The 23,359-nt window shown below is 38.3% G+C and carries 18 protein-coding genes; 14 read left to right on the top strand and 4 right to left on the bottom strand.

What is annotated here, in order from left to right; genetic code table 11:
- Positions 1-198 precede the first annotated feature (198 nt).
- The 9 genes from hutU (at position 199) to AC4CUY_RS06505 (ending at position 12,334) form a co-directional block, all read left to right on the top strand.
- Positions 199-1,875 (top strand): urocanate hydratase, encoded by a 1,677-nt coding sequence (hutU, locus tag AC4CUY_RS06465; RefSeq protein WP_490773834.1) that lies wholly within the window; start codon positions 199-201, stop codon positions 1,873-1,875.
- An 82-nt stretch (positions 1,876-1,957) separates the two neighbouring features.
- Positions 1,958-3,496 (top strand): histidine ammonia-lyase, encoded by a 1,539-nt coding sequence (gene hutH / locus AC4CUY_RS06470; protein WP_336954745.1) that lies wholly within the window; start codon positions 1,958-1,960, stop codon positions 3,494-3,496.
- 64 nt (positions 3,497-3,560) lie between these two features.
- Positions 3,561-4,973 (top strand): amino acid permease, encoded by a 1,413-nt coding sequence (locus AC4CUY_RS06475; RefSeq protein ID WP_490773835.1) that lies wholly within the window; start codon positions 3,561-3,563, stop codon positions 4,971-4,973.
- 52 nt (positions 4,974-5,025) lie between these two features.
- Positions 5,026-6,237, top strand: a complete 1,212-nt coding sequence (gene hutI / locus AC4CUY_RS06480; RefSeq protein ID WP_490773836.1) for an imidazolonepropionase — start codon at positions 5,026-5,028, stop codon at positions 6,235-6,237.
- 28 nt (positions 6,238-6,265) lie between these two features.
- Positions 6,266-7,186 carry a formimidoylglutamase gene (gene hutG / locus AC4CUY_RS06485; RefSeq protein WP_490773837.1) on the top strand — a complete coding sequence of 307 codons (921 nt, stop codon included), beginning with the start codon at positions 6,266-6,268 and terminating at the stop codon, positions 7,184-7,186.
- 36 nt (positions 7,187-7,222) lie between these two features.
- Entirely contained in the window at positions 7,223-8,494 is a 1,272-nt protein-coding gene (locus tag AC4CUY_RS06490; RefSeq protein ID WP_056515924.1) for a Glu/Leu/Phe/Val family dehydrogenase, read from the top strand.
- Positions 8,495-8,994: 500 nt separating this feature from the next.
- Positions 8,995-9,453 (top strand): lysozyme inhibitor LprI family protein, encoded by a 459-nt coding sequence (locus AC4CUY_RS06495; RefSeq protein ID WP_419820650.1) that lies wholly within the window; start codon positions 8,995-8,997, stop codon positions 9,451-9,453.
- A 103-nt stretch (positions 9,454-9,556) separates the two neighbouring features.
- Positions 9,557-10,081, top strand: coding sequence for a hypothetical protein (locus tag AC4CUY_RS06500; RefSeq protein ID WP_419820649.1), 525 nt, complete (start codon positions 9,557-9,559; stop codon positions 10,079-10,081).
- Between the two features lie 675 nt (positions 10,082-10,756).
- Positions 10,757-12,334 (top strand): sensor domain-containing diguanylate cyclase, encoded by a 1,578-nt coding sequence (locus AC4CUY_RS06505; protein WP_336954752.1) that lies wholly within the window; start codon positions 10,757-10,759, stop codon positions 12,332-12,334.
- Between the two features lie 506 nt (positions 12,335-12,840).
- On the opposite strand, the gene AC4CUY_RS06510 is transcribed toward AC4CUY_RS06505, so the two are convergent.
- On the bottom strand, positions 12,841-13,479 hold the full coding sequence (locus AC4CUY_RS06510; protein WP_419820648.1) for a TetR/AcrR family transcriptional regulator: 639 nt from the start codon (positions 13,477-13,479) through the stop codon (positions 12,841-12,843).
- Positions 13,480-13,589: 110 nt separating this feature from the next.
- On the opposite strand from AC4CUY_RS06510, the gene AC4CUY_RS06515 reads away from it, so the two are divergent.
- Both AC4CUY_RS06515 and AC4CUY_RS06520 read left to right on the top strand, forming a co-directional pair.
- On the top strand, positions 13,590-15,110 hold the full coding sequence (locus tag AC4CUY_RS06515) for a flavin-containing monooxygenase (protein WP_490773838.1): 1,521 nt from the start codon (positions 13,590-13,592) through the stop codon (positions 15,108-15,110).
- An 87-nt stretch (positions 15,111-15,197) separates the two neighbouring features.
- On the top strand, positions 15,198-16,034 hold the full coding sequence (locus AC4CUY_RS06520) for an SDR family oxidoreductase (protein ID WP_419820646.1): 837 nt from the start codon (positions 15,198-15,200) through the stop codon (positions 16,032-16,034).
- A 599-nt stretch (positions 16,035-16,633) separates the two neighbouring features.
- On the opposite strand, the gene AC4CUY_RS06525 is transcribed toward AC4CUY_RS06520, so the two are convergent.
- Together AC4CUY_RS06525 and AC4CUY_RS06530 are read right to left on the bottom strand one after the other, a co-directional pair.
- A complete protein-coding gene (locus tag AC4CUY_RS06525) occupies positions 16,634-17,257 on the bottom strand; it encodes a LysE family translocator (RefSeq protein ID WP_490773839.1) in 624 nt (207 codons plus the stop codon).
- Positions 17,258-17,267: 10 nt separating this feature from the next.
- The gene (locus AC4CUY_RS06530; protein ID WP_004721776.1) at positions 17,268-17,843 is read right to left on the bottom strand and encodes a PilZ domain-containing protein; all 576 of its coding nucleotides are present in this window, start codon (positions 17,841-17,843) and stop codon (positions 17,268-17,270) included.
- A 23-nt stretch (positions 17,844-17,866) separates the two neighbouring features.
- Between AC4CUY_RS06530 and AC4CUY_RS06535 the strand changes: the two genes are divergently transcribed.
- The 3 genes from AC4CUY_RS06535 to AC4CUY_RS06545 all read left to right on the top strand — a co-directional run bounded on the left by AC4CUY_RS06535 (position 17,867) and on the right by AC4CUY_RS06545 (position 22,382).
- Positions 17,867-19,102 (top strand): lipoprotein-releasing ABC transporter permease subunit, encoded by a 1,236-nt coding sequence (locus AC4CUY_RS06535; protein WP_336954758.1) that lies wholly within the window; start codon positions 17,867-17,869, stop codon positions 19,100-19,102.
- Positions 19,095-19,793 (top strand): lipoprotein-releasing ABC transporter ATP-binding protein LolD, encoded by a 699-nt coding sequence (gene lolD / locus AC4CUY_RS06540; RefSeq protein WP_336954759.1) that lies wholly within the window; start codon positions 19,095-19,097, stop codon positions 19,791-19,793. Before AC4CUY_RS06535 ends, lolD begins: the two co-directional genes overlap by 8 nt.
- Positions 19,794-19,955: 162 nt before the next feature.
- Positions 19,956-22,382 carry a DNA internalization-related competence protein ComEC/Rec2 gene (locus AC4CUY_RS06545; protein ID WP_490773840.1) on the top strand — a complete coding sequence of 809 codons (2,427 nt, stop codon included), beginning with the start codon at positions 19,956-19,958 and terminating at the stop codon, positions 22,380-22,382.
- Here AC4CUY_RS06545 and AC4CUY_RS06550 read toward each other — a convergent pair.
- Complete coding sequence (locus tag AC4CUY_RS06550; protein WP_336954760.1) at positions 22,341-23,291, bottom strand: lysophospholipid acyltransferase family protein; 951 nt, start codon at positions 23,289-23,291, stop codon at positions 22,341-22,343. The genes AC4CUY_RS06545 and AC4CUY_RS06550 overlap by 42 nt on opposite strands.
- Between the last annotated feature and the right edge of the window lie 68 nt (positions 23,292-23,359).

Here is a 23,359-nt window from a genome sequence, read left to right on the forward strand (position 1 = left end):
TGTCTGCGTTTTTTGTTTTTATGAAAAATAAATCTATTTATTTTATATGTTTATAAATTTTTTTAAAAATAATTTAAAAAGCATCTTTTCAATATTAAAGATTTGTGTAGTATATAGATGTATATACAAGTTAGTACATTGCTATACAGTGAATGCAGTTTAATTTGCTGGTTTAAACTCAAAGGAAGGAGTCCTATTGTGACAACAACGACAACAAAATTTCGTGATGTAGAAATTCGCGCACCTCGTGGTACTAAGCTCAATGCAAAAAGTTGGTTGACTGAAGCTCCACTGCGTATGTTGATGAATAATCTTGATCCTGATGTCGCAGAGAATCCAAAAGAGCTTGTTGTTTACGGTGGTATTGGTCGTGCTGCACGTAATTGGGAATGTTATGACAAGATTGTTGAAACACTTAAAACTTTAGAAAATGACGAAACTTTATTGGTTCAATCAGGTAAACCCGTCGGCGTATTCAAAACACATAAAGATGCACCACGTGTTCTTATTGCCAATTCAAACTTAGTTCCACATTGGGCAAATTGGCAACATTTCAACGAGCTAGATGCCAAAGGCTTGGCAATGTATGGTCAAATGACCGCAGGTTCTTGGATCTATATCGGCAGCCAAGGCATTGTACAAGGCACCTATGAAACTTTTGTTGAAGCTGGTCGCCAGCACTACAACGGGGACTTAAAAGGTCGTTGGGTGGTGACTGCTGGTTTAGGTGGAATGGGAGGGGCTCAGCCTTTAGCTGCGACATTGGCAGGCGCATGCTCGCTTAATATCGAATGCCAGCAAGCCAGTATTGATTTCCGTTTACGTACACGTTATGTCGATGAACAAGCAACAGATTTAGATGATGCTTTGGCGCGTATCGACCGTTATACCAAAGAAGGCAAGGTGATTTCGATTGCGCTACATGGCAATGCAGCTGAAATTTTACCTGAATTAGTTCGCCGTGGCGTTCATCCGGACATGGTGACGGATCAAACCAGTGCACATGATCCACTCAATGGCTATTTACCCATTGGTTGGACATGGGAAGAATATCGTCAACGTGCCAAAACTGAGCCAGAAGCAGTGGTAAAAGCTGCAAAACAATCTATGGCGAAGCATGTACAAGCGATGTTGGATTTCCAAAAAATGGGTGTTCCAACCTTTGACTATGGCAATAATATCCGTCAAATGGCGCAGGAAGAAGGCGTAGAAAACGCATTTGATTTCCCTGGTTTTGTACCTGCTTATATCCGTCCATTATTCTGTCGTGGTATTGGACCATTCCGTTGGGTTGCACTTTCAGGTGACCCTGAAGATATCTATAAAACAGATGCAAAAGTTAAAGAATTGATTCCAGATGATGAACATTTACATCGTTGGTTAGACATGGCAAGAGAACGGATTAGCTTCCAAGGCTTACCAGCACGTATTTGCTGGGTTGGTTTAGGCTTGCGTGCAAAATTAGGTCTGGCATTTAATGAAATGGTACGTAGTGGTGAGCTTTCAGCACCAATCGTCATAGGTCGCGATCATTTAGACTCAGGTTCGGTTTCCAGTCCAAATCGTGAAACTGAAGCAATGCAAGATGGTTCCGATGCTGTATCTGATTGGCCATTATTGAATGCTTTACTTAATACAGCAGGTGGCGCGACTTGGGTTTCATTACATCACGGCGGTGGTGTCGGGATGGGCTTCTCTCAACACTCAGGTGTCGTGATTGTTTGTGATGGTACCGATGAAGCAGCAGCACGTATTGCTCGGGTATTGACCAATGACCCAGCAACAGGCGTGATGCGTCATGCAGATGCTGGTTATGATATTGCCGTCGAATGTGCCAAAGCGCAAGGTTTGAACTTGCCGATGATCACCAAATAAAAGACATGGACATTACGATGCTTTTTGCAATTGTGTAAGTAGCATCGTAAGAGAACAATATAGCGTAAAACAGGACGTCAAAATGGAACTCTTAATTCAACCAGGCAAGCTCACTCTCGCAGATCTTCGCCAAGCGTATTTAAATCCAATCAAAGTTAAACTTGATGACAGTGCTTATGCTGGCATCAATGCCAGTGTTGCATGTGTCGAAAAGATTGTGAATGAAGGACGCACAGCTTACGGTATCAATACTGGTTTTGGCTTACTCGCTTCAAGTAAAATTGCTCCTGAAGACTTAGAACAGTTACAACGTTCATTGGTACTTTCTCATGCTGCTGGTGTGGGAGTACCTTTAGATGATGCGATGGTTCGCTTAATTATGTTGTTAAAGGCCAATAGTTTGGCACGTGGTTTTTCTGGTATCCGTCCTAAAGTGATTGATGCAATCCTTGCCTTGATCAATGCAGAAGTTTATCCACATATTCCATTAAAAGGTTCAGTCGGCGCTTCAGGTGACTTGGCACCCCTTGCACATATGTCTCTGGTTTTACTCGGTGAAAGTAAAGCACGCTATAAAGGGGAATGGTTCCCAGCAGTTGAAGCACTTAAAATCGCAGGTTTAGAACCCATTACTTTAGCAGCCAAAGAAGGTTTGGCACTTTTAAATGGTACACAGGTTTCAACAGCATACGCATTACGTGGTCTATTTGAAGCTGAAGATTTATTTGCTGCTGCGACCGTTTGTGGTGGGTTAAGCGTTGAAGCTATGCTCGGTTCACGTGCGCCGTTTGATGCACGTGTCCATGAAGTTCGTGGTCAGCGTGGTCAAATTGATGTTGCCGCTGCATATCGTGACTTATTGACTGAATCAAGTGAAATTGCACATTCACATGAAGATTGTAGCAAGGTTCAAGACCCGTATTCACTGCGTTGTCAACCTCAAGTGATGGGGGCTTGTTTAACGCAAATTCGCCAAGCAGCAGAAGTATTAGCGATTGAGTCGAATGCAGTTTCAGATAACCCATTGGTGTTTGCGGCAGAAGGTGACGTAATCTCAGCGGGTAACTTCCATGCTGAACCTGTGGCAATGGCTGCTGATAATTTAGCCTTAGCGATTGCAGAGATTGGTTCACTGTCTGAACGTCGTGTTTCGATGATGATGGATCGCCATATGTCACAGCTTCCTCCATTTTTGGTTGCCAATGGTGGGGTGAATTCGGGCTTTATGATTGCTCAAGTAACAGCTGCTGCGTTAGCGAGTGACAATAAAGCACTTGCACATCCTGCCAGTGTTGATAGTTTACCGACCTCTGCAAATCAGGAAGACCATGTTTCCATGGCGCCTAATGCAGGAAAACGCTTGTGGTATATGGCTGATAACGTTCGCGGCATTCTTGCAGTTGAGTGGTTAGGTGCATGTCAAGGACTTGATTTCCGTGAAGGATTGAAAAGCTCTCCTAAACTTGAGCGTGCCCGAAAAATTCTGCGTGATCAAGTGGCGTATTACAGTGAAGATCGTTTCTTCGCGCCAGATATCGAACAAGCAAGTGAATTGCTCGCAAGTGGTTGTCTGAACGAATTGCTCATTGCAAAGCTACTACCGAGCTTGTCCGAAGTGTGATCAATAAAACGGTCACATGGAGTGACCGAATCTAACTAAATTTCCTCAAGGATTGGAGATTATAATGTCACAACACTCCACATTACAGCGGGGGTTAAACACCCGTCATATCCGCTTTTTGGCATTGGGTTCAGCGATTGGCACGGGGCTTTTCTATGGATCAGCAACGGCAATTAAAATGGCTGGTCCGTCTGTTTTAATTGCTTATATGGTTGCAGGGATTGCAATTTATATTGTGATGCGAGCATTAGGGGAAATGGCTGTTCATAACCCTGTATCAGGTTCTTTTAGTGAATATGCCTCAAATTATATTGGTCCTTTAGCTGGTTTTACCACAGGTTGGACCTACGTTTTTGAAATGATCATTGTCGCCTTGGCTGACGTGACTGCTTTCGGTATCTATATGGGGTTTTGGTACCCCGATGTGCCACGATGGATCTGGATTTTATCGCTGATTATGTTCTTAGGGGCAATTAACCTGATCCACGTTAAAGTCTTTGGTGAGGTGGAGTTCTGGTTATCCATCGTCAAGGTCAGTGCTATTGTTGCCATGATTTTGGGTGGTTTTGGTCTGATGTTCTATGGCTTCAATGCCGATCACACTGGTTTTGTACCAGGTATTCAAAACCTATGGATTCATGAAGGTTTTATGCCAAATGGGATTATGGGTTTAGTTGCCTGTTTATCTGTTGTGGTATTTGCATTCGGTGGCATCGAAATCATTGGGATTACAGCGGGTGAGTCACAAGATCCGAAAACGTCGATTCCTCGTGCGATTAATGCGGTTCCTGTGCGTATCTTACTTTTTTATATTCTGACGATTTTTGTATTGATGTCGATTTTCCCATGGAATCAAATTGGTAGCCAAGGCAGTCCATTTGTACAAATTTTTGAAAATTTAGGCATCAAATCTGCAGCAACTGTTTTAAATATTGTGGTCATTACAGCTGCAATTTCCGCGATCAATAGTGATGTATTTGGTGCAGGGCGTATGCTCTATGGTATGTCTAAGCATAAACAAGCACCTCAAGTGTTCCAGAAACTCTCACGTAATGGTGTTCCATGGATGACTGTAGTGGTGATGGCGGGGGTGTTACTTATTGGGGTAGTGCTTAACTATCTGATTCCTGAAAATGTATTTATTATCATCGCATCAATTGCAACATTTGCAACGGTTTGGGTATGGTTAATGATTTTACTTTCTCAAGTGGGCATGCGCCGTAAACTGTCTAAATCAGAAATTAAAGCATTAGATTTTCCTGTGATTGGCTGGCCTTATGCACCTGCATTTGCCATTGTATTTATGCTGTTTATTTTAGCCATGATGGGATATTTCCCAGACTCAAGACCTGCACTTTATGTCGGTATAACATGGTTGGTTTTACTCTGGATTGCTTACACGATATGGGTGAAGCCCAAGCAAAATTCAGTAAAAGAAAAACCAGATCTCCAACAAAACATCGAAATGGAAAGCTGATACTGAAGCTGCTCAAGCGTGCTTAAAGCATGAGCAGCAAGAGGAAATGTCAATGAAAAAACTTTGGACAAATTGTCATATTGCAACCATGCAAGATGGGCAATATTCCAGTATTGAATCTGCTGCAATCGTCACTTTAGCACAACATATTCACTGGATTGGCGCAGAAAAAGATGTTCCTGTAGATGACTATACTGAGATCATTGACCTCAATGGCGCATGGGTGACTCCCGGTTTAATTGATTGTCATACGCATAGTGTATTTGGCGGAAATCGCAGTGTTGAGTTTGAAAAACGTTTGCAAGGTGTCAGTTATGCGGAAATCGCAGCGAGTGGCGGTGGTATTGCAAGCACTGTAAGAGCAACACGAGAAGCAAGCGAAGAGCAGCTCCTTGCTTCGGCACTCAAACGTATTCGTTGTATGCTTAAAGATGGTGTAACCACCATTGAAATTAAGTCGGGATATGGTCTGGACTATAGCAATGAACGTAAAATGCTCCGTGTGATTCGTCAAGTCGCTCAAACTTTACCGATGACTGTAAAAAGTACGTGTTTGGCAGCGCATGCTTTGCCACCTGAGTATCAAGATCAAAGTGATGCTTATATTGAACATATCTGTACCGAGATGTTACCCAAACTGCATCAAGAAGGTTTAGTCGATGCAGTCGATGCTTTCTGTGAGCATTTGGCATTTTCACCTGCACAAGTTGAACGTGTTTTTAAAGCAGCTCAGGCATTAAACCTACCTGTTAAATTACATGCAGAACAACTTTCGTCCCTCGGTGGTTCAACGCTTGCTGCACATTACCATGCTTTATCCGCAGATCATTTGGAATACATGACTGAAGCTGATGCCAAAGCCATGGCTGCTTCAGGCACAGTTGCTGTGTTATTGCCGGGAGCATTCTATTTTCTGAGAGAAACCAAGTATCCACCTTTAGATAGTTTGCAGCAACATGGTGTACGTATCGCATTATCCAGTGATTTAAATCCAGGAACATCGCCAGCCTTGTCATTACGTTTAATGCTGAATATGGGTAGTACATTATTCCGTTTAACACCAGAACAAGCACTCGCAGGTGTCACAACGCATGCTGCTTATGCACTCGGCTTACAAGATACGCATGGCACATTAGAACAGGGTAAAGTGGCGGATTTTATTGCTTGGGATATTGAGCATCCATCTGAGATTGTGTATTGGCTTGGCGGTGATTTATCAAAACGAATCATCCAACATGGAAATGAAATCTTGATCTCAGCTTGAGATTGATTTTTATAAAGTGATATTAATAATGAATCATTCATTTAAGTGGCAAGGACGACAAGATGGGGAAGGTGATGCACATCTACGTCTCCATCAAGTGATCAATACCAGTCCTCAAGCATCTTTTGCTTTTATTGGTTTTAGTTCAGATGAAGGTGTTAAACGCAACCATGGACGTTTAGGTGCAGCGGATGCACCAGATATGATTCGTGCTCAATTGGCAAATTTACCTGTGCATCAACCTGTGACCATTATCGATTTAGGCACCGTGCTTTGTGATCATGCTGAACTTGAAATAGCGCAGGCGGAATTAGCGCATCAAGTTGAACGTAGTTTAAATTCCAACATGAAGCCCATTGTGTTAGGTGGTGGACATGAAGTTGCCTTTGGGAGTTTTTCTGGTTTATTTCAATACATTCAAAATAATCATCTGAATAAGAAAATCGGCATTATTAACTTCGATGCACACTTTGATTTGCGTGAAGCTGAACAGGTCACTTCAGGCACACCTTTTTTAAATGCAGCTAAACTATCAGAACAGTTTCATCAAGAATTTAACTACATGTGTATCGGTGTTGCCAAGCATTCAAATACTAAAATTTTGTTTGACACAGCAGAGCGTTTAAACTGTAATTATATTTACGATTATGAATTAAAACTGCAAAATGTTGAAAATTTAATCTTAAGAATAAATAATTTTATTAAAAAAGTAGACTATTTGTATATTACGGTTGACCTTGATGTATTTAACGCTAGCATTGCGCCGGGTGTCAGCGCACCTGCGGTGAAAGGAATCGATTTATCTATTTTTGACCCATTATTAGAAGCCATTAAAAAAACTGACAAGATCAAAGTTTTTGATGTGGCTGAATGTAATCCGCGGTTTGATTTGGACAACAGAACTGCCAAATTAGCCGCTTATATTATTTTTAACTACATATTTGATTGATGATTCAAGTGACTTCATCAAAAGGATAAGCAAAGTATGTCTAATTTATCTTATATCTCTCAAAATAACGGTCCATGGTCTACCTACCTCGAACAGATTGAGCGAGTTACACCGTATTTAGAACATCTGAAAGATTATGTCGACACCTTAAAGCGACCAAAACGTGCTTTGATTGTCGATGTACCGATTGTAATGGATGATGGCACAATCCGTCATTTCGAAGGCTATCGCGTTCAACATAACTTATCGCGTGGTCCAGGTAAGGGCGGTATCCGTTACCATCCAGATGTAGATCTCAATGAAGTGATGGCACTTTCTGCATGGATGACCATTAAAACTGCGGTTTTAAACCTACCTTTTGGCGGTGCAAAAGGTGGTGTTCGTGTTGATCCTCGTCAGCTTTCTCCACGTGAGTTAGAGCGCTTAACACGTCGTTATACCAGTGAAATTAGCCATATCATTGGCCCACAAAAAGATATTCCAGCGCCGGATGTTGGCACCAATCCTAACGTTATGGGCTGGATTATGGATACATATTCTTCGGGTCAAGGCCATACCGTAACAGGTGTTGTTACAGGTAAGCCGATTCATTTAGGTGGTTCTTTAGGACGTATTAAAGCAACGGGTCGTGGTGTATTTATTACCGGTCAACAAGTTGCCGCAAAAATTAAACTTCCTTTAGAGGGTGCACGAGTTGCTGTCCAAGGTTTTGGTAACGTTGGTAGTGAAGCTGCATATCTATTTGCCGATTCGAAATCTATTATTGTAACGATTCAAGACCATACAGGGACGATTTATAATCCTCAAGGTATTGATTTAGCTACTTTAAAAACTTATCTAGAAAGTAATCAAGGTGTGGGGGGCTTTGCTGGTGCTCAAGCGATTAGCGATGAAGATTTCTGGGATGTTGAAATGGATATCTTGATTCCTGCCGCATTGGAAGGTCAAATCACGGTTGAACGCGCACAGAAATTAACAGCGAAATTGGTACTCGAAGGGGCAAACGGTCCAACTTATCCAGAAGCAGATGATATCTTAATCCAACGTGGTATCACGGTTGTACCAGATGTGATTTGTAATGCGGGTGGTGTAACGGTCAGTTATTTTGAATGGGTTCAAGATATGTCGAGCTACTTCTGGTCGGAAGAAGAAATTAACCAAAGACTCGATAAATTAATGGTTCAAGCGATTAATGATGTATGGCAGACCTCAAATGACAAAGTATGTAGTTTAAGAACGGCTGCCTTTATTTTAGGTTGTGAGCGTATCTTGAAAGCACGTATGGAACGCGGTATTTTCCCAGGCTAATTTATTTGTTGTAAACGTGACCTTAGCGTATCTTCGCTAAGGTCATTTTTTTATCTATTTAAAATGTACTTTAATGGTCTATTTAAATAGTGAATTTTACAGAATCTATTGAATAATAATTATCTTATATAGCGTCTTGTATTGCACAGTAATAACATTTCAAAAATCTGAGTTCATCTTAGCATCAACTTTGTACTGCCTTATTTTGTATATAGATTTGTGCAGTTAATTTAGATAGTAGCAACACGCTGATCTCACGCGACACCTGATACTACAAGCCAAGCAGTGCTCAGTATGCAATGTGATAAAAAACTCATAGGCTTAAGGCCGAATTGTATGGATAAGACTAAATATAGTCTGAATAAAATGTCTTAAATTTTGTATAGTATTTGCCTTTTTGTGGTTTTAATTTCACATGAATTAAACTATAAAGTATATCTAGTATGTGAATAAATTATAGACACTTCTGCAATAAACCTTTTTAGAAAGTGGTTAAGAATATGAATAAAATATACTCAAAATACATCTATATTTTGAGCATTGGTAGTGTATGTAGCTTTGCGACTTTGTTATCAGCTGCACCGACATTGCAATACTCAAAAACCTACCAAAGCTGTATAAATACAGCAAAAACCACAGGGAACAAGCAACTGTGTATCAGTGCAGAGCATTTAGGTCAGAATGAAAGATTAAACTTGGCCGTAAAAAAACTAACACCCAAGCTCTCAGCATATCAACAAAGCAGATTAGCTGATGCTCAAGTAGAGTGGCAATCTTTGCAAAATTTTAAAGATGATCAATGTGATCAAGCTGTATTTGATGATGAAAATGCAGTTAAACCTTCGGGTAAAAACTTGACCGCATTGGATTGTGACCGACAGTCGCTTGAACGTGTGGCTGAACGCGCTTATGAATTGGAACAAGGCAATGTGCGGGCTGAATATTATCTTGATCCATAATTTATGATTGCTCATGATGTCTAAAGCATCGAAGTGTTTTATAAAAAATTTTATTGGTTTTAGTGTAGATAAATCATCAGCGTAAGCAAAAGGAAACTTTCTTATGATCAGTAAACAACAATTGACAATCAGTACAAGCAATAACCGACAACGCCAGAGTAAGGGAGATAAACATAGAGTCGCAGGTATTTTGGCTGTATTCACATTAGGCTTGTTACTCACTGGTTGTGTTTCAACACCTAATCCTGTGCAACAGGCTGCTGATAAATTGGTTGGGCAACATGTAAATAAAGCGATTGGTATCTTTGGATCACCCACTTATCGCGTTCCTGCAAGTAATAATGGTGGCTCTGCAATGTGGGAAAATTCGGTTGTTTCCCAACATGTTGTACAACAGTTTGTGCAAACAGGAACTGAATATGCAGGGCAGCGTGTTGTTGGACAAACTGGTGGGCAAGGTGTTGTTGGTGCTATTTATGAAAATCAATATCGCCCGACTGGATATTATCAAAATGCGGTACAAGAGCGTGCTCAGTATCTGTGTAATATCACGGCATTGACAGGTCCAGGTGATATTATAACGAGTATTTTAGTGATTGGATGTAAGCAGAGCAAAGATGGTTTGTGATCATCAAAACCAAACTACAGATTTAATCTGACAGATTGTCCATAAGTGGATATCTGTCAGATAGCGTTAATAAGAAGACACACTTACAGAAAATCACCTAGATCAAAATATTTTATCCAAACTCTCTAGCTTCAATTTAGCAAAATATTTTTTGCCAATTTCACTTTCCTATTTTAATTTTACCCCTTCGCTATCGCTATACCAAGTAAGTTAAAATAAGGAAGGTTCAGTGAGTAATTCACAGTGCTTAGAGGATTCTAGCCATTTTAATTATTCAACCAAATCGAAATTAAAATTGCAGTAACATGCTAAAAATGAAGCCTAACTCCGATCAATTTTTATTGGTCTTATCATATGAGTAGTATCTATCTCAAAGCATATATCTATGCAAAATAAAGTAATTGCAGTATTTTTCCTGTTATTTTTAGCTAATTTCCTTTATTTTTATTAATTAATATATTATTCATTTGCTTTCGTTTTCATCATTGATAGGCACCTTTGAAGTGGCTAAACTCCATTCACCAAAGCTAGATATTCTCTATGAATTTGGTATAAAGTATATTATGGGAAATCATTTAAAAATCATGAAAATAAATTAAACAATCATAAAAATATTGTAGTAATACTTAGAGAAAAAGAATAAAATTCAATCAAATGCTGTTTGCACATGACCTCATGAAACTGAAAAAACTCATATTTTGTCTAAAGTTAAATCTGAGAAAACTTATTCTATTTTTAGCAATATTCAGCATCGCTATTTTATTTATTGCTTCGCTTTTTGTGAATTATTCTATCCAAAAAAAAGAACTATTAGATACTTCGCTTTCGTTCAATATGGAATATGCCACAAAAATAGCCCAAAAAACTGATTCTCAAATTCAGACTGTGCTAAAACAGTTAAATTATAGTGCGTCTTTACTGGGTAATTCATTTAGTGATGAGCAATTTAAACAATCAGAAGTTGATCGACTTAAATTTCAATCTAATTACTTTGATAGTGTAATCATTTCAGATAAATATGGGCATGTGCTCAATTTCTCACCTTCAAAAATTGCCATTAATAAAAATGTAGTGAATTCCACACTGGGATTTAAACAATCCCTTAAAACTCAAAAGACCGTAATCACAAGCCCATATTATTCAATTAAAAATAATTTAATTGTTTTTATTTCTCAGCCTATTTTTGATAAAAACAAAAATTATCTGGGCTTTATTGGTGGTGCAATTTATTTAAAAGAAAAAAATATTATTAATGAGTTACTAACCCTAAGCTTTAACTATAAAGATAGTTATATGTATGTATTAGATAGTAATAGAAAAATCATTTTTCATCCTGATGCAAGTCGAATAGGCTCTCTTGCAACAGATAATACGGGTCTCAATTATATGACAAGTCATATGATCGGAAAAATAAGGCTCGTCAATAGCAAAGGGGTCGATAATTTAGCAGGCTTTGCAAGAGTAAGTCATACCAATTGGATCATCGTTTCCCAACAACCGACTCATAAGCTTTTAGAAAAAGTTCCTTATCTAATTTATAAAATTATTGCTTATATGCTTGTTTTTTATATTTTAATCTTTCTGATCATCTGGAAAATATCCTATTATATCTCAGCACCATTAAATCGCTTAGCAACAATGGCGAGTCATCTCAATAACCCAGAGACTGCAACTCAAATTAAAAATGTGGATGCTTTATATTATGAGGTAAGAAATTTTAAACGCTCACTGTTACAGAGCTCTTCAAATTTTAAGAAAAAAATATCTACACTCAATCACTATGTAAATACAGATCCATTAACAGGACTTTATAATCGCAGAGGAATGGAATTACATATTGAACGCCTAATGAAAAATGAAGCAGCGTTTGCAATTATCGCCGTTGATATCGATTATTTTAAAAAAATTAATGACCAATATGGGCATGAAAAAGGAGATTTAGTCCTGACAAAAACTGCACAAAATATTAAGGATTGTGTCAGGAGTATTGATGTTTGTTGTCGGATTGGAGGAGAAGAGTTTGTGATTCTGAGTCCTATCGATAGTCAAAATTTAAGTATTAATATTGCAGAGAGGGTTCGACAGGCATTAGAAGTAACGCCAATCGGAGAAATACCCGCGATTACCGTGTCGATAGGGATAGCGCATTGGCCTGAAATTTCTACAGACATCCATAAGGTGTTTAAAGCAGCTGATGAATATTTATATTTGGCAAAGAAGGATGGACGTAATTGTATTCGTTATAAAAAATAGTTTTAAAAACGACAATTTATCTTCAATATAAATGCATTTTTTGAGTTAATTTACGTACTATTTCAATCTTAGGATGAAATGTAACAGTGTGTTGGGACTAGATCTGCGTCTAAGGGTGACTTTCAGGTCTCTACAAGATAACAATAATCCCTAGGCTTGTATGAGAAAAAAGAAAGACAGTTTAATTTAAGGTATGCTTAACCTAAATATATTTTTAACTTATTGAAAAACAATGATGTTGGTGGAGTGTTGCTGAAATTATATTCAATTTCAGAATATTGCTTGACTTACTTTTTTTCGTAATGAGGAGCTAAGCTTCTAAAGAATAATCTTCTTGTGTAGCTAGGCTCACCGCAAAACTCTCGACCGTCAGCAAGCCATGTAATGAGTCGTAGAAATAGCCTCAGACAGTTGTGGATGACATTTCCGAATACCCTATTTTTTCAAGAATTTTATATTGTACTCATGTTAATTTATACTCAGTTTATTATGTTGATTGGCATAAATCAGGTTGATGCTTTAGTAACTCCAGTTACGATTAATTCAATAATTGAATCGCCATATTTTTTTAAACCCTTGATATCTTCAGGATTGGCTAAAAAACGTAGAGCCCCATTGGTAATCATCCCAATGATATTATGTCCAGTATTTTCACAATCTAAATTCTCACGAAAAAAACCAGAATCTACCCCATGCTTTAAATAGTTAGCAGTAAAAATACCCGCCATTTGCATCAAGTTTTGAATAAATCTGGTCATTTCAGCATCTATCGAAGTTGCTTCAAGTAATAATAATTTTAGAGTTAGAGGATTCTCTTGTGCAAAAAGACGCAAACGTTCAGAAATTCGCTGACACTGTTCACGGTATTCTTCAATATTATTCACCGCCTGAGGGGCATTTTCACCAGTAAGCAATGCCATGATTTTTTGCATAGTATCCGAAATAACATGCTGCAAAATATTGCGTTTATTTTCAAAATGGCGATAGAAAGTACCATGACCAATGCCTAAGCGTTTGGCAATATCTGAAATGGCTGTTTGATGGTACCCACGCTCAGAAAATTCTAAAAACGCAGCTTCTAAAATATCGGCTTGTAATTGGATACGTTGACGTTCTGCACGACGTAAAGTTGTTGGTTCATTCATAGGCAAAGAATACCAAATAAATATTCAAAATTGTTAAACAATGGAAATTGACAAGTCATTCCGTTTTTGACATTGTGTTCCTAGTGTTTATATTCTAAGCGATTTTCAACATGGAAAAAATGAAAAAAAATACAAAGGATGAAAACTTTTACAAAGTGATTATCGTGGGTGGCGGTTTTGCTGGTCTTGGTGCTGCGATCAGATTAAAACAAGCAGGGATTGAAGATTTCATATTGCTGGAAAAGGCTGCTGAAATGGGCGGGGTCTGGCGTGAAAATACTTATCCAGGCTGCGCTTGTGATGTACCATCCGCACTTTATTCATACTCATTTGAACAAAACCATGCATGGTCACGGGTATTTGCACAGCAAAAAGAAATTAAACAATATTTATTTGATGTGGTAGATAAGTACAAGGTCATGCCACATGTGCATTTGAATCGTGAAGCTTTAAAAGCACAGTGGTCAGATGTAGAAAAGTGCTGGAATATCCAAACCGAACAGGGTGAGTTGCGCTCTGAATTTGCAATTCTTGCTTGTGGTCCTATGCATGAACCTGTATTGCCTGATGTTAAAGGTATTGAAACCTTTAAAGGGGAAATTTTTCATTCTTCACAATGGCGGCATGATTTAGACTTAACCGCTCAACGAGTTGCGGTGATTGGAACAGGTGCTTCGGCCATCCAGTTTGTACCGCAGATTCAACCACAAGTTAAACAACTGACGATCTTTCAACGTACTGCACAATGGATTTTGCCCAAGTCAGACATGCCATTACTTGCGCCCGTTCGTACCATGTTTAAGCTGTTACCGCTGACTCAACAGCTGATGCGAGGTTCAGTGTATGGAATTTTTGAAACGATAAATGGTGGAATTCAAAGTCCTGCGGCAATGAATCAATTCCAAAAATTAGCCAAATGGCATTTAAATTACCATATTAAAAATCCACAACTACGAGAAAAATTAACCCCAAATTTTATTATGGGTTGTAAACGTATTTTGCAATCTAACAATTGGTATCCTGCTTTAGCAAAAAATAATGTAGAGGTGATTGCCAGCGGTTTATCTGAAATAAATGGTAATACTTTAATTGCAAGTAATGGTGAACGTTGTGAAGCAGACATAATTATTCTTGGTACGGGGTTTGAAATTGCAGAACCGCCAATCGCCAATCGTGTCTATAACCGTTTTGGACAGCGGATGTCAGATGTTTGGCAGGGGAGCCCTGAGGGCTATATGGGAACAATGATAGAAAATTGTCCAAACGGCTTTCTGATGTTTGGTCCAAATGTCGCTGTGAGTTCCTCAGCATTTATTATCATTGAAGCTCAGCTTGATTATATTATTGATGCTTTGAAACAGGCAATTCAATTCGGCATCAAGACTATTGAACCAAATCCAAAAATTACAAAAGTCTTTAATGAAAAAGTCCAAGCAGCTTTGCAAACTACGGTATGGAACAAGGGGGGATGTCAAAGCTATTTTATTGATCGCAATGGGCGCAACAGTACAGTTTGGCCGTGGTCAACCTATAAACTCCGAGCAAAGATGAAACATTTTAATTTAGCTGAGTATTTGATTAATCATCAACCTGAACCAAGCCCAGTGTTAAAGCAAGAAGATATTGTATGAAAAAGGGATTTTAATCTTCATCCTATTCAAGCCTATAAAAGAGGATAGATGTGAAATGTACCAAGATTTTAAATAAAGGATAAAGCAATGTTTAAAAAACAAAAATTAAAAGGCAAAGTGATTGCGATTACTGGTGCCGCACGTGGCATTGGTTTAGCAACCGCGGAAGCCTTAATTGCACAAGGTGCAAAAGTCAGTATTGGTGATCTTGATTTAGCACTTGCTGAAAAAGAAGCACAGCGTATTGGTGCAAAAGCTTTTAAAGTGGATGTGCGTGATCGTAAATCATTTGCCCAATTTATTCAAAACACCATTCAACATTATGGCAGTTTTTATGGTTTAGTGAATAATGCTGGGATTATGCCGATGGGGGCTTTTCTGGATGAAGATCCCGCTTTAGCAGATGCACAAATTGATATTAACTTTCGTGGTGTCATCATTGGCATGCAATTGGCACTTCCCGAATTGCTCAAATATAAACAAGGGCATATTGTGAATATCGCTTCACTTGCAGGCCGTTTTGCTTTGCCAGGTTCAGCGGTTTATTCTGGAACTAAATTTGCTGTGATTGGTCTCACTGAAGCAGTTGCAGGTGAGTTTCGTGATTCAGCTATTCAGTTCACTGCAATTTTACCCAGTAAAGTGCTGACAGAGCTCACCGCTGGAACTGAAAATGCTGCAAAAACGATTCCAGCTGTGACATCACAAGATGTTGCCAATGCAGTTTTGAGTGCTTTGATTAAGCCTCGATTATTTATTGCAGTACCTGATTACTTACAAACAGTACATAGTGCTTATGCCTTATTGCCGCAATGGGCGCAAACAGGCGCACGTCGCATCTTGGGGGATAATGGTATCTTGACTAAACTTGATCATTCTGCCCATTCAAGTTATGCCAAGCGAATTCATAAGTTGGCAGAATAATTGCTTATTAAAAAGAAACTTTTTAAATCAGTTCATTTGGCTCAAAGTAAATACTCCACTTTGAGCCATTTTTTATGGGTGTGGCTAAAATGGATATCATTACATCTATATTCAATCTGTCAAAAAACTCAGCCACAAGAGTAGAATTGATTTAATCAATATTATTAATTAAATTAACTATATGGAAGAAAATTTTTTGTTTATAAAAAAATTGCAATGCCACACCTTACATTGAAAGTTTAAATACCTTTGCGTAGGCGATGCATCACTTTTCGTAGGGGATGTCAAACTTTGCGCTGCAAACAAAGCTGTGCTTTGTTTTTACTCATGTGCGAGGGGTACGTGCTGTACCCCCCGCCCAACGGCGACATCCATGTTAGGATCACTATCTAGGATTCAAAAGTACAAAAACGAATGAATAGCCAACAGTTTCAAAAAGTTTATACGTAACTATAAGCGTCATTTATGATCAATGACTTGATAGAGGTTATTTGTATGAATAATTAGGTAGGTTGACTATACCTGAATGCGTATTACTGTAAAGCTGCTACTACCATATCTTACTGAGAACGTTTAAGTTTCTATTAGATTGATTTGTATTATTTTTTGGAGCTCAGCATGATTTGTGTTGCTAAGCCAAAAAATACTGTACCCATAAACCATTTTTGCATTTTTAACCAAAGCGCATGACGATTTAAAAGTTGGGTAAAAGAACTGGCAGAAAAAATAAACAACATGTTGATGAACAGACTAATCACAATTTGGACAAAACCCAAACTAAGCGTTTGCACTAAAACATCGCCTTGATGTGGTTTGATAAATTGTGGCAGCAAAGCTAAGTACATCATCGCAATTTTAGGATTCAGTAGATTAGTCAAAAAGCCCATCAAAAATAGTTTTGAATTTGAATAAGATTGGTTGCTGGTAATCTCAAAAGGCGAGTGAGGTGATTGAATGGTTTTCCAGCCAAGATAAATCAGGTAGAACGCGCCAGCAATTTTTAAAATATCGTATGCAACTGGAATCGTCATTAATAAAGCAGTAATTCCAAAAGCAGCACATAGCATATAAAATACAAAACCGAGTGCTGTGCCTCCCAATGAAACCATCCCCGCAGTTTTGCCCTGACACAAGGACCTTGAGACCAGATAAATCATATTTGGACCAGGGGTGAGAGCCATACCTAGGGCAATCAAGGCAAAAGCAAATAAAGTAGAATCCATATGTTCAATATCAATTATTCTGTAGGGTGATGTTTTGTTGGATACATTCTGCGAGTTTGACTTTATCTTGAGGATGCAAGGTAATGAAGTAGGCACCTACACGATATTGCTCGTTTTCAGCAGGTTCAGAGTACGCAATTTGTGCCGTTGCTGCAATATGGAAGAAATTTTCAGGATGGCTCAGGGTGACATGAATAAAGCTACCTTGTTTCAGGTATTGTTGGCTGGTAAAACTAAAGCCACTTTCAGAAAAATTGACTTTTTGTGGCGTTGGTAACATGGTTTGTACAATAGAATCGTAAAGAGAACCAGTAATAAGGTTTAACTTTTGGTTGAATAAGGATAAGATTCGAGCAATTTGTTGATCTTTTTCATTTAATTGTTCTAATTCGTAGTGAAGTGCATGATCAAATTGATCTAATTCTGCAAGTAGTAGAAAATAGCGCGGTAATACAAAATTAGCATCATATGGATCGTTCAGCGCAACTTCTTCAGAAATGATTTGATAGTTGATCCTTAACGCAGCATCGATTCGTGACATGACACGACGTTCATTTGCTTCATTTTGATGCTGTAACGCTTCCATAAAACACCTCGGACTAGAATGGTATGTTTAAACCAATCTCGCTGTATATAGGGTTGAGATACACTCGCGCACGGCGTAGTAATCACTTTATTTCTTTTATCGCTTTGGTTTCCATGATCGGTCTAACCTTAGGGGTTGCTGTACTGATTACAGTTTTATCTGTTATGAATGGTTTTGACCGAGAGTTAAAGAACCGTGTTTTAGGTATGATACCTCAAGCCACTGTTTCTTCAACACAAATTCTAACAGACTGGCCTGTACTTGCAAAGAAAATTGAACAACATAAGCATGTGACTGGTGTTGCTCCATTTACCCAACTACAAGGTATGCTTACTGCACAAGGACAGGTCGCCGGCATCATGGTGACTGGTATTGAACCTCAATATGAAAAGAAGGTTTCAATTATCCAAAATCATATGGTGGAAGGTAGCATAGATCAACTAAAAAAAGGTGAATATGGCATTGTTCTAGGCAAACAAATGACTGATGCGTTAGGCCTTGGTCTAAATGACAATGTCACCTTGGTTTTACCTGAAGCAACCCCTTCGCCAGCAGGGGTTGTGCCACGTTTTAAACGTTTTAAAATTGTGGGTATTTTTAGTATAGGTGCGGAAGTTGATTCGAGTTTAGGTTACATCGCACTCAATGACGCATCTACGCTATTACGTCTACCTGACGGTGCGCAGGGTGTGCGTATGAAACTGGATGATATTTTCCAAGCGCCACAGGTTGCCAATGAAATTGTTCGTGAGTTACCAAACGGATTCTATGCCTCAGATTGGACCTATACGCATGGTAATTTATTCAGCGCAATCCAAATGGAAAAGGCAATGGTCAGTCTATTGTTATTCCTAATCGTACTTGTTGCTGCATTTAATATTGTCTCTTCATTGGTCATGGTTGTGACGGATAAAAAATCAGACATCGCAATTTTGAGAACATTAGGCGCATCACCTGCAACAATTACCCGCATTTTTATGGTGCAAGGTACTGTGATTGGTGTGGTTGGAACTGTCGCTGGTGCAATCTTGGGGATTATCTCTGCCTTAGGAATTAGTAACTTTATTGGCTGGTTGAATACTGCATTTGGATTACATTTATTCGATGCTTATTTTATCAACTACTTACCTTCTTATTTAAGATGGCAAGATGTCGTGGTGATTGTGAGCTTGTCCTTGGGTCTCAGCTTTATTGCAACCATTTACCCAGCATTGCGAGCAGCTAAAATTCAGCCTGCGGAGGCGCTTCGTTATGAATAGTGCTACACAAAGTCCAGTGGTTTTAGAGGCACAAAATATCTATAAATCGTTTACTGATGGTAAGTCACATGTAGACGTGATTACAGGCTTATCCTTACAAGTAGCGCAAGGTGAGTTTGTCTCCATTGTGGGTTCAAGTGGGTCAGGTAAAAGTACGCTATTACATATTTTGGGAGGGCTAGATCGCCCTACCCAAGGTCTGGTAAATTTAAATGGCAGACGTTTTGATAACTTGGGTGAAGCTGAACGCGGTTTTTTACGTAATGAACATTTAGGCTTTGTCTATCAGTTTCATCATTTATTGCCTGAATTTACTGCACTTGAAAATGTCGCAATGCCGTTGATGTTAAGAAAAGATGCGGAGTATAAAAAGGTTAAAGAACGTGCTGAATATTTACTTGAACGTGTTGGATTATCGCATCGTTTAACGCATCAACCTGGTGAGTTATCAGGTGGTGAACGTCAACGTGTAGCTTTAGCACGTGCTTTGGTGACACAACCGAAGTTAATGTTAGCCGATGAACCGACAGGGAATCTAGATCGCAAAACAGCAAAATCTATTTTTGAATTACTGCGTGATTTACGTGAGGAGTTCAATATGGCAATGTTGATTGTGACGCACGATGAGCAACTGGCAAAATCAGCAGATAAAATCCTACATATGCAAGATGGTGTCTGGATTGATGGCTAATTTTAGCACTCATTTGATGATATCATTCTAAAGTGAGGTATATTTTTTAAACTTAAGCCCAATAACTGATTGGGCTTAATCAATAAAACACTGAAAACAATAAATAGAAAAACTATGTACATATATATTGCTTTAATTGGATGGATATTGGGTATCTCTTTTATGGGATACCATTCACCAGCTTCTTTAACTCTCTTGGTATGGATTAGCTTAGCCTTAAGTCTTTTGCTATTTAAATTTTATCGGTCGAAGTATAGATTGATTAATTCCTTGGTATTTAAACTGATCTATTTAAGCTTAGTCGGTATATCATGTGGTCTAATCGGTTGGCATTATGCAGATTCAGCACTCGAAAAAAGATTAAGCTTACGTGATACATCAGCTCATCAAATTGAAAAAATTATTTATATTTCTAGCATAAATACGATTAAGCAAACCAACTCATCCTTTAGTTCCCAACTCCCCCGTACTCAACAGCGTATTCAACAAAAAGTATTGTTACTCGGACTAAAACAAGCCACACAAATGTTAATGTATCTGGATGATTCACAGTCTGAAATGATCCAACTAGGCCAATATTATCGAGTAAGAGGGCAAATCAAACCAATTCACGGTTATGCTGTCGCTGGTGCTTTTGATAAAGAAAAATGGTTTCTACAACAAAACATTCTCGGTGTATTCAAGGCTCACTCATTTGAACACATCGATGAAATTCAAGTGAAACAGTTGGGTTATACACCCTTTATTCGTCAACAGAATACCTTACTATATAGAGCTCAACTCAGTATCGAAAAGTTACGTCTAAAATTTCGCCATTGGATTGCAGTTTCATCATTACATAATAAGGGATTGCTCTTGGCCTTATTAACCGGTGATGAAAGCTTATTGGCGAATGAAACACATGAGTTATTTAAAAAATTGGGCATCTCTCATTTACTTGCAATCTCTGGACCGCACGTATTAATTTTTGCAAGTTTGTTTTGTTTTTTGTTTAATTCAATCATTAAAAAAGCTTATCCACAGATTTTTTTGAGAATTCCACAACCTTATTTATTGATCTTTCCTTTTTTAGCCTGTGTGGTGTTTTATAGCGCTTTTGTTGGTTTTGAAATTCCCGCGTTAAGAACCATGCTGACAGTCACAATTTTGATTTTTATTATTTTATTCAAGCAAAAAATTCAACCTCTTAAGCATCTATTATTGACAGCCAGTATTTTATTAGTAATTGATCCTTTTAGTATTCTATCTTCTGCTTTTTGGTTATCCTTTGGTTCATGTTTTATTTTGATTCGTGTCTATCAGACTGTTCAGCAACATTCGAATCAAACTGTAGAGACATGGAAAACTAAGACTAAACTATTTATACGAGTATTAATTGATTCGCAATGGAAAATATTTATTGCATTATTACCAGTGGTGCTGTGGATATTTCAACAATTTTCATGGATCACACCCTTGAGCAATTTGATCGCAATTCCAATGATTGGTGCAATAATTGTTCCTATTGAAGTCATGGCGGCATGCATGAGTATACTTTTTGATCCTTTAGGTGGAGTACTCTTTAAAGTTTCTGATATTTTTTTGTCTATATTGTTGTATTTACTGGAAAAGTTGGATCAGTTTCTCAATTTTAAATTGAATTGGTGGGCATTCAATTCTTTGCAAATTATTTGCATTGCTTTGACTGTGTTTATTATCTTTCTGCCCAAAGGTGTGCTTCCCAAATTTTGGGCAATACTCTGCTTAGCACCGTTAGTAATATCACATAAAAATTCTTCAAGATTCCAACTTGATGTCATAGATGTTGGGCAAGGACAGGCAATTTTTTTAAATTTGCCTGAACATAAAATGCTGATTGATACAGGTGGCACATTTGATGAAGAGCAATTCAGTATTGGTAAAAAAGTCATTATTCCATATCTTATGCGACAAGGCATTGCTCAATTGGATCAAGTGATTCTGACCCATTTAGATCAAGACCATAGTGGTGCATTTGCAGAAATAGAGAAGGTCGTCAAAATTGACAAAGTTTATTCAAATGAAATAGATGAGCTTCTTAATCAGCATAAATTTGAGTATTGTCATCAAGGGCAATATTGGCAATATGAAGATGTTCGGATTTCTGTTTTGGCGCCTGCTAAAAATAGCCTAAGCAAAGCTCGGTATGACAGAAATGGACTCTCATGCATCATTTATATTCAAGTTCCTCAGTCGAAATCACATCAAAATTTTTTATTGATGGGGGATGCTGGGTGGGAAACGGAATATAATCTATTAGCACAATATCCAGATTTAAAAGTAGATGTCTTAGTGCTAGGTCATCATGGTAGCAAAAATAGTTCTTCATACGACTTTTTAAAGCAATTACAACCTAAACTTGCGATTGTATCGGCTGGATATGCCAATCGCTATGGTCATCCACATCCGATTGTATTGAAACGGCTAGAGGCTTTGAATATTCCAGTCAAAACCACTATTGAACAAGGTTCTATTCAATTTAAGCTAAATTCGCAAGGGCAGATGGAGTTGATAGGTTATCGGCAAAACTTAAAGTGGCTCGCTTCCCATGATCGTCTCATTGCGGATTGAATTGATCATTTCCATCGCTTCTTTATTGGGAACATTATAAATCTGTTTTAGTTTTGGGTGAGCTTTAAAACGTTTATAACTCCAGTGATAATGTTCTGGGTATTGGCAGATTAATTTTTCGAGCGCAGTGTAAATAATATGTGTGCCCTGATTTGCATCGACCTGATAGATATTTTCATCAATAGGTTGAACGACCATATCAAAACCCTGATTTTCGTTTCTAATAGCATATAGCAAGAGTGCTTTGGATTTGGTCTTTTGGATCAGCTTTGCACTTAAATTACTTGAAAAGAGTGGAATCCCAAAATACTCAATAAGTTCTCCCCCTTGATGTGGCGAATGGTCAGGCAAAATAACGGTGGTACCTCCTTGTTTTAAAGCTCTAAATATTTGCCGGACGCCAGATTCATCTGTTGGAACCAGTGTGGCATTTTCGCGACCTCGCGCAGCACGTACGAAACGATCTGCACTTTCATCTTTAATTGGTTCATACATAATGGTCATTTGTGTATATTGGGCAAACCATGCGTTCATAATTTCCCAAGTACCGAAATGAGGCACGACCAGTACAAGGCCTTTTTTTTCCGCAATTGCTTCATGGAAATGGTGCTCACCTTCAATATGGTGAATACGGTCGATATTTACTTGATTTGAACTTCCCCAAACCGTAAAAAACTCCATATAAGACTGTAATTCATTGCGAATTGCATGCTCTGTAATTCTTTCGCGTTTGGATTTATCTAGGTCTGGAAAGCAAATTTCAATATTTAAACGAATGGTTTCAGAGGTTTTGGTGATACGTAATAAGTTGACAAGTCCAGCCAAAATGCGCGCGATAAAACGTGCGATTGGGATCGGCAGTCGACTGAAAAAATTGAGAAGTCGCGAAGTTGAGGTTTTATCAGTCATCCGGATCTAAAATTAAAGCGCAGGTTAAGTAATAGTGAGATTTAGCAAATTATTATAAGTTAAATCGT

This window comes from Acinetobacter sp. 778_lipA, from assembly GCF_058242985.1.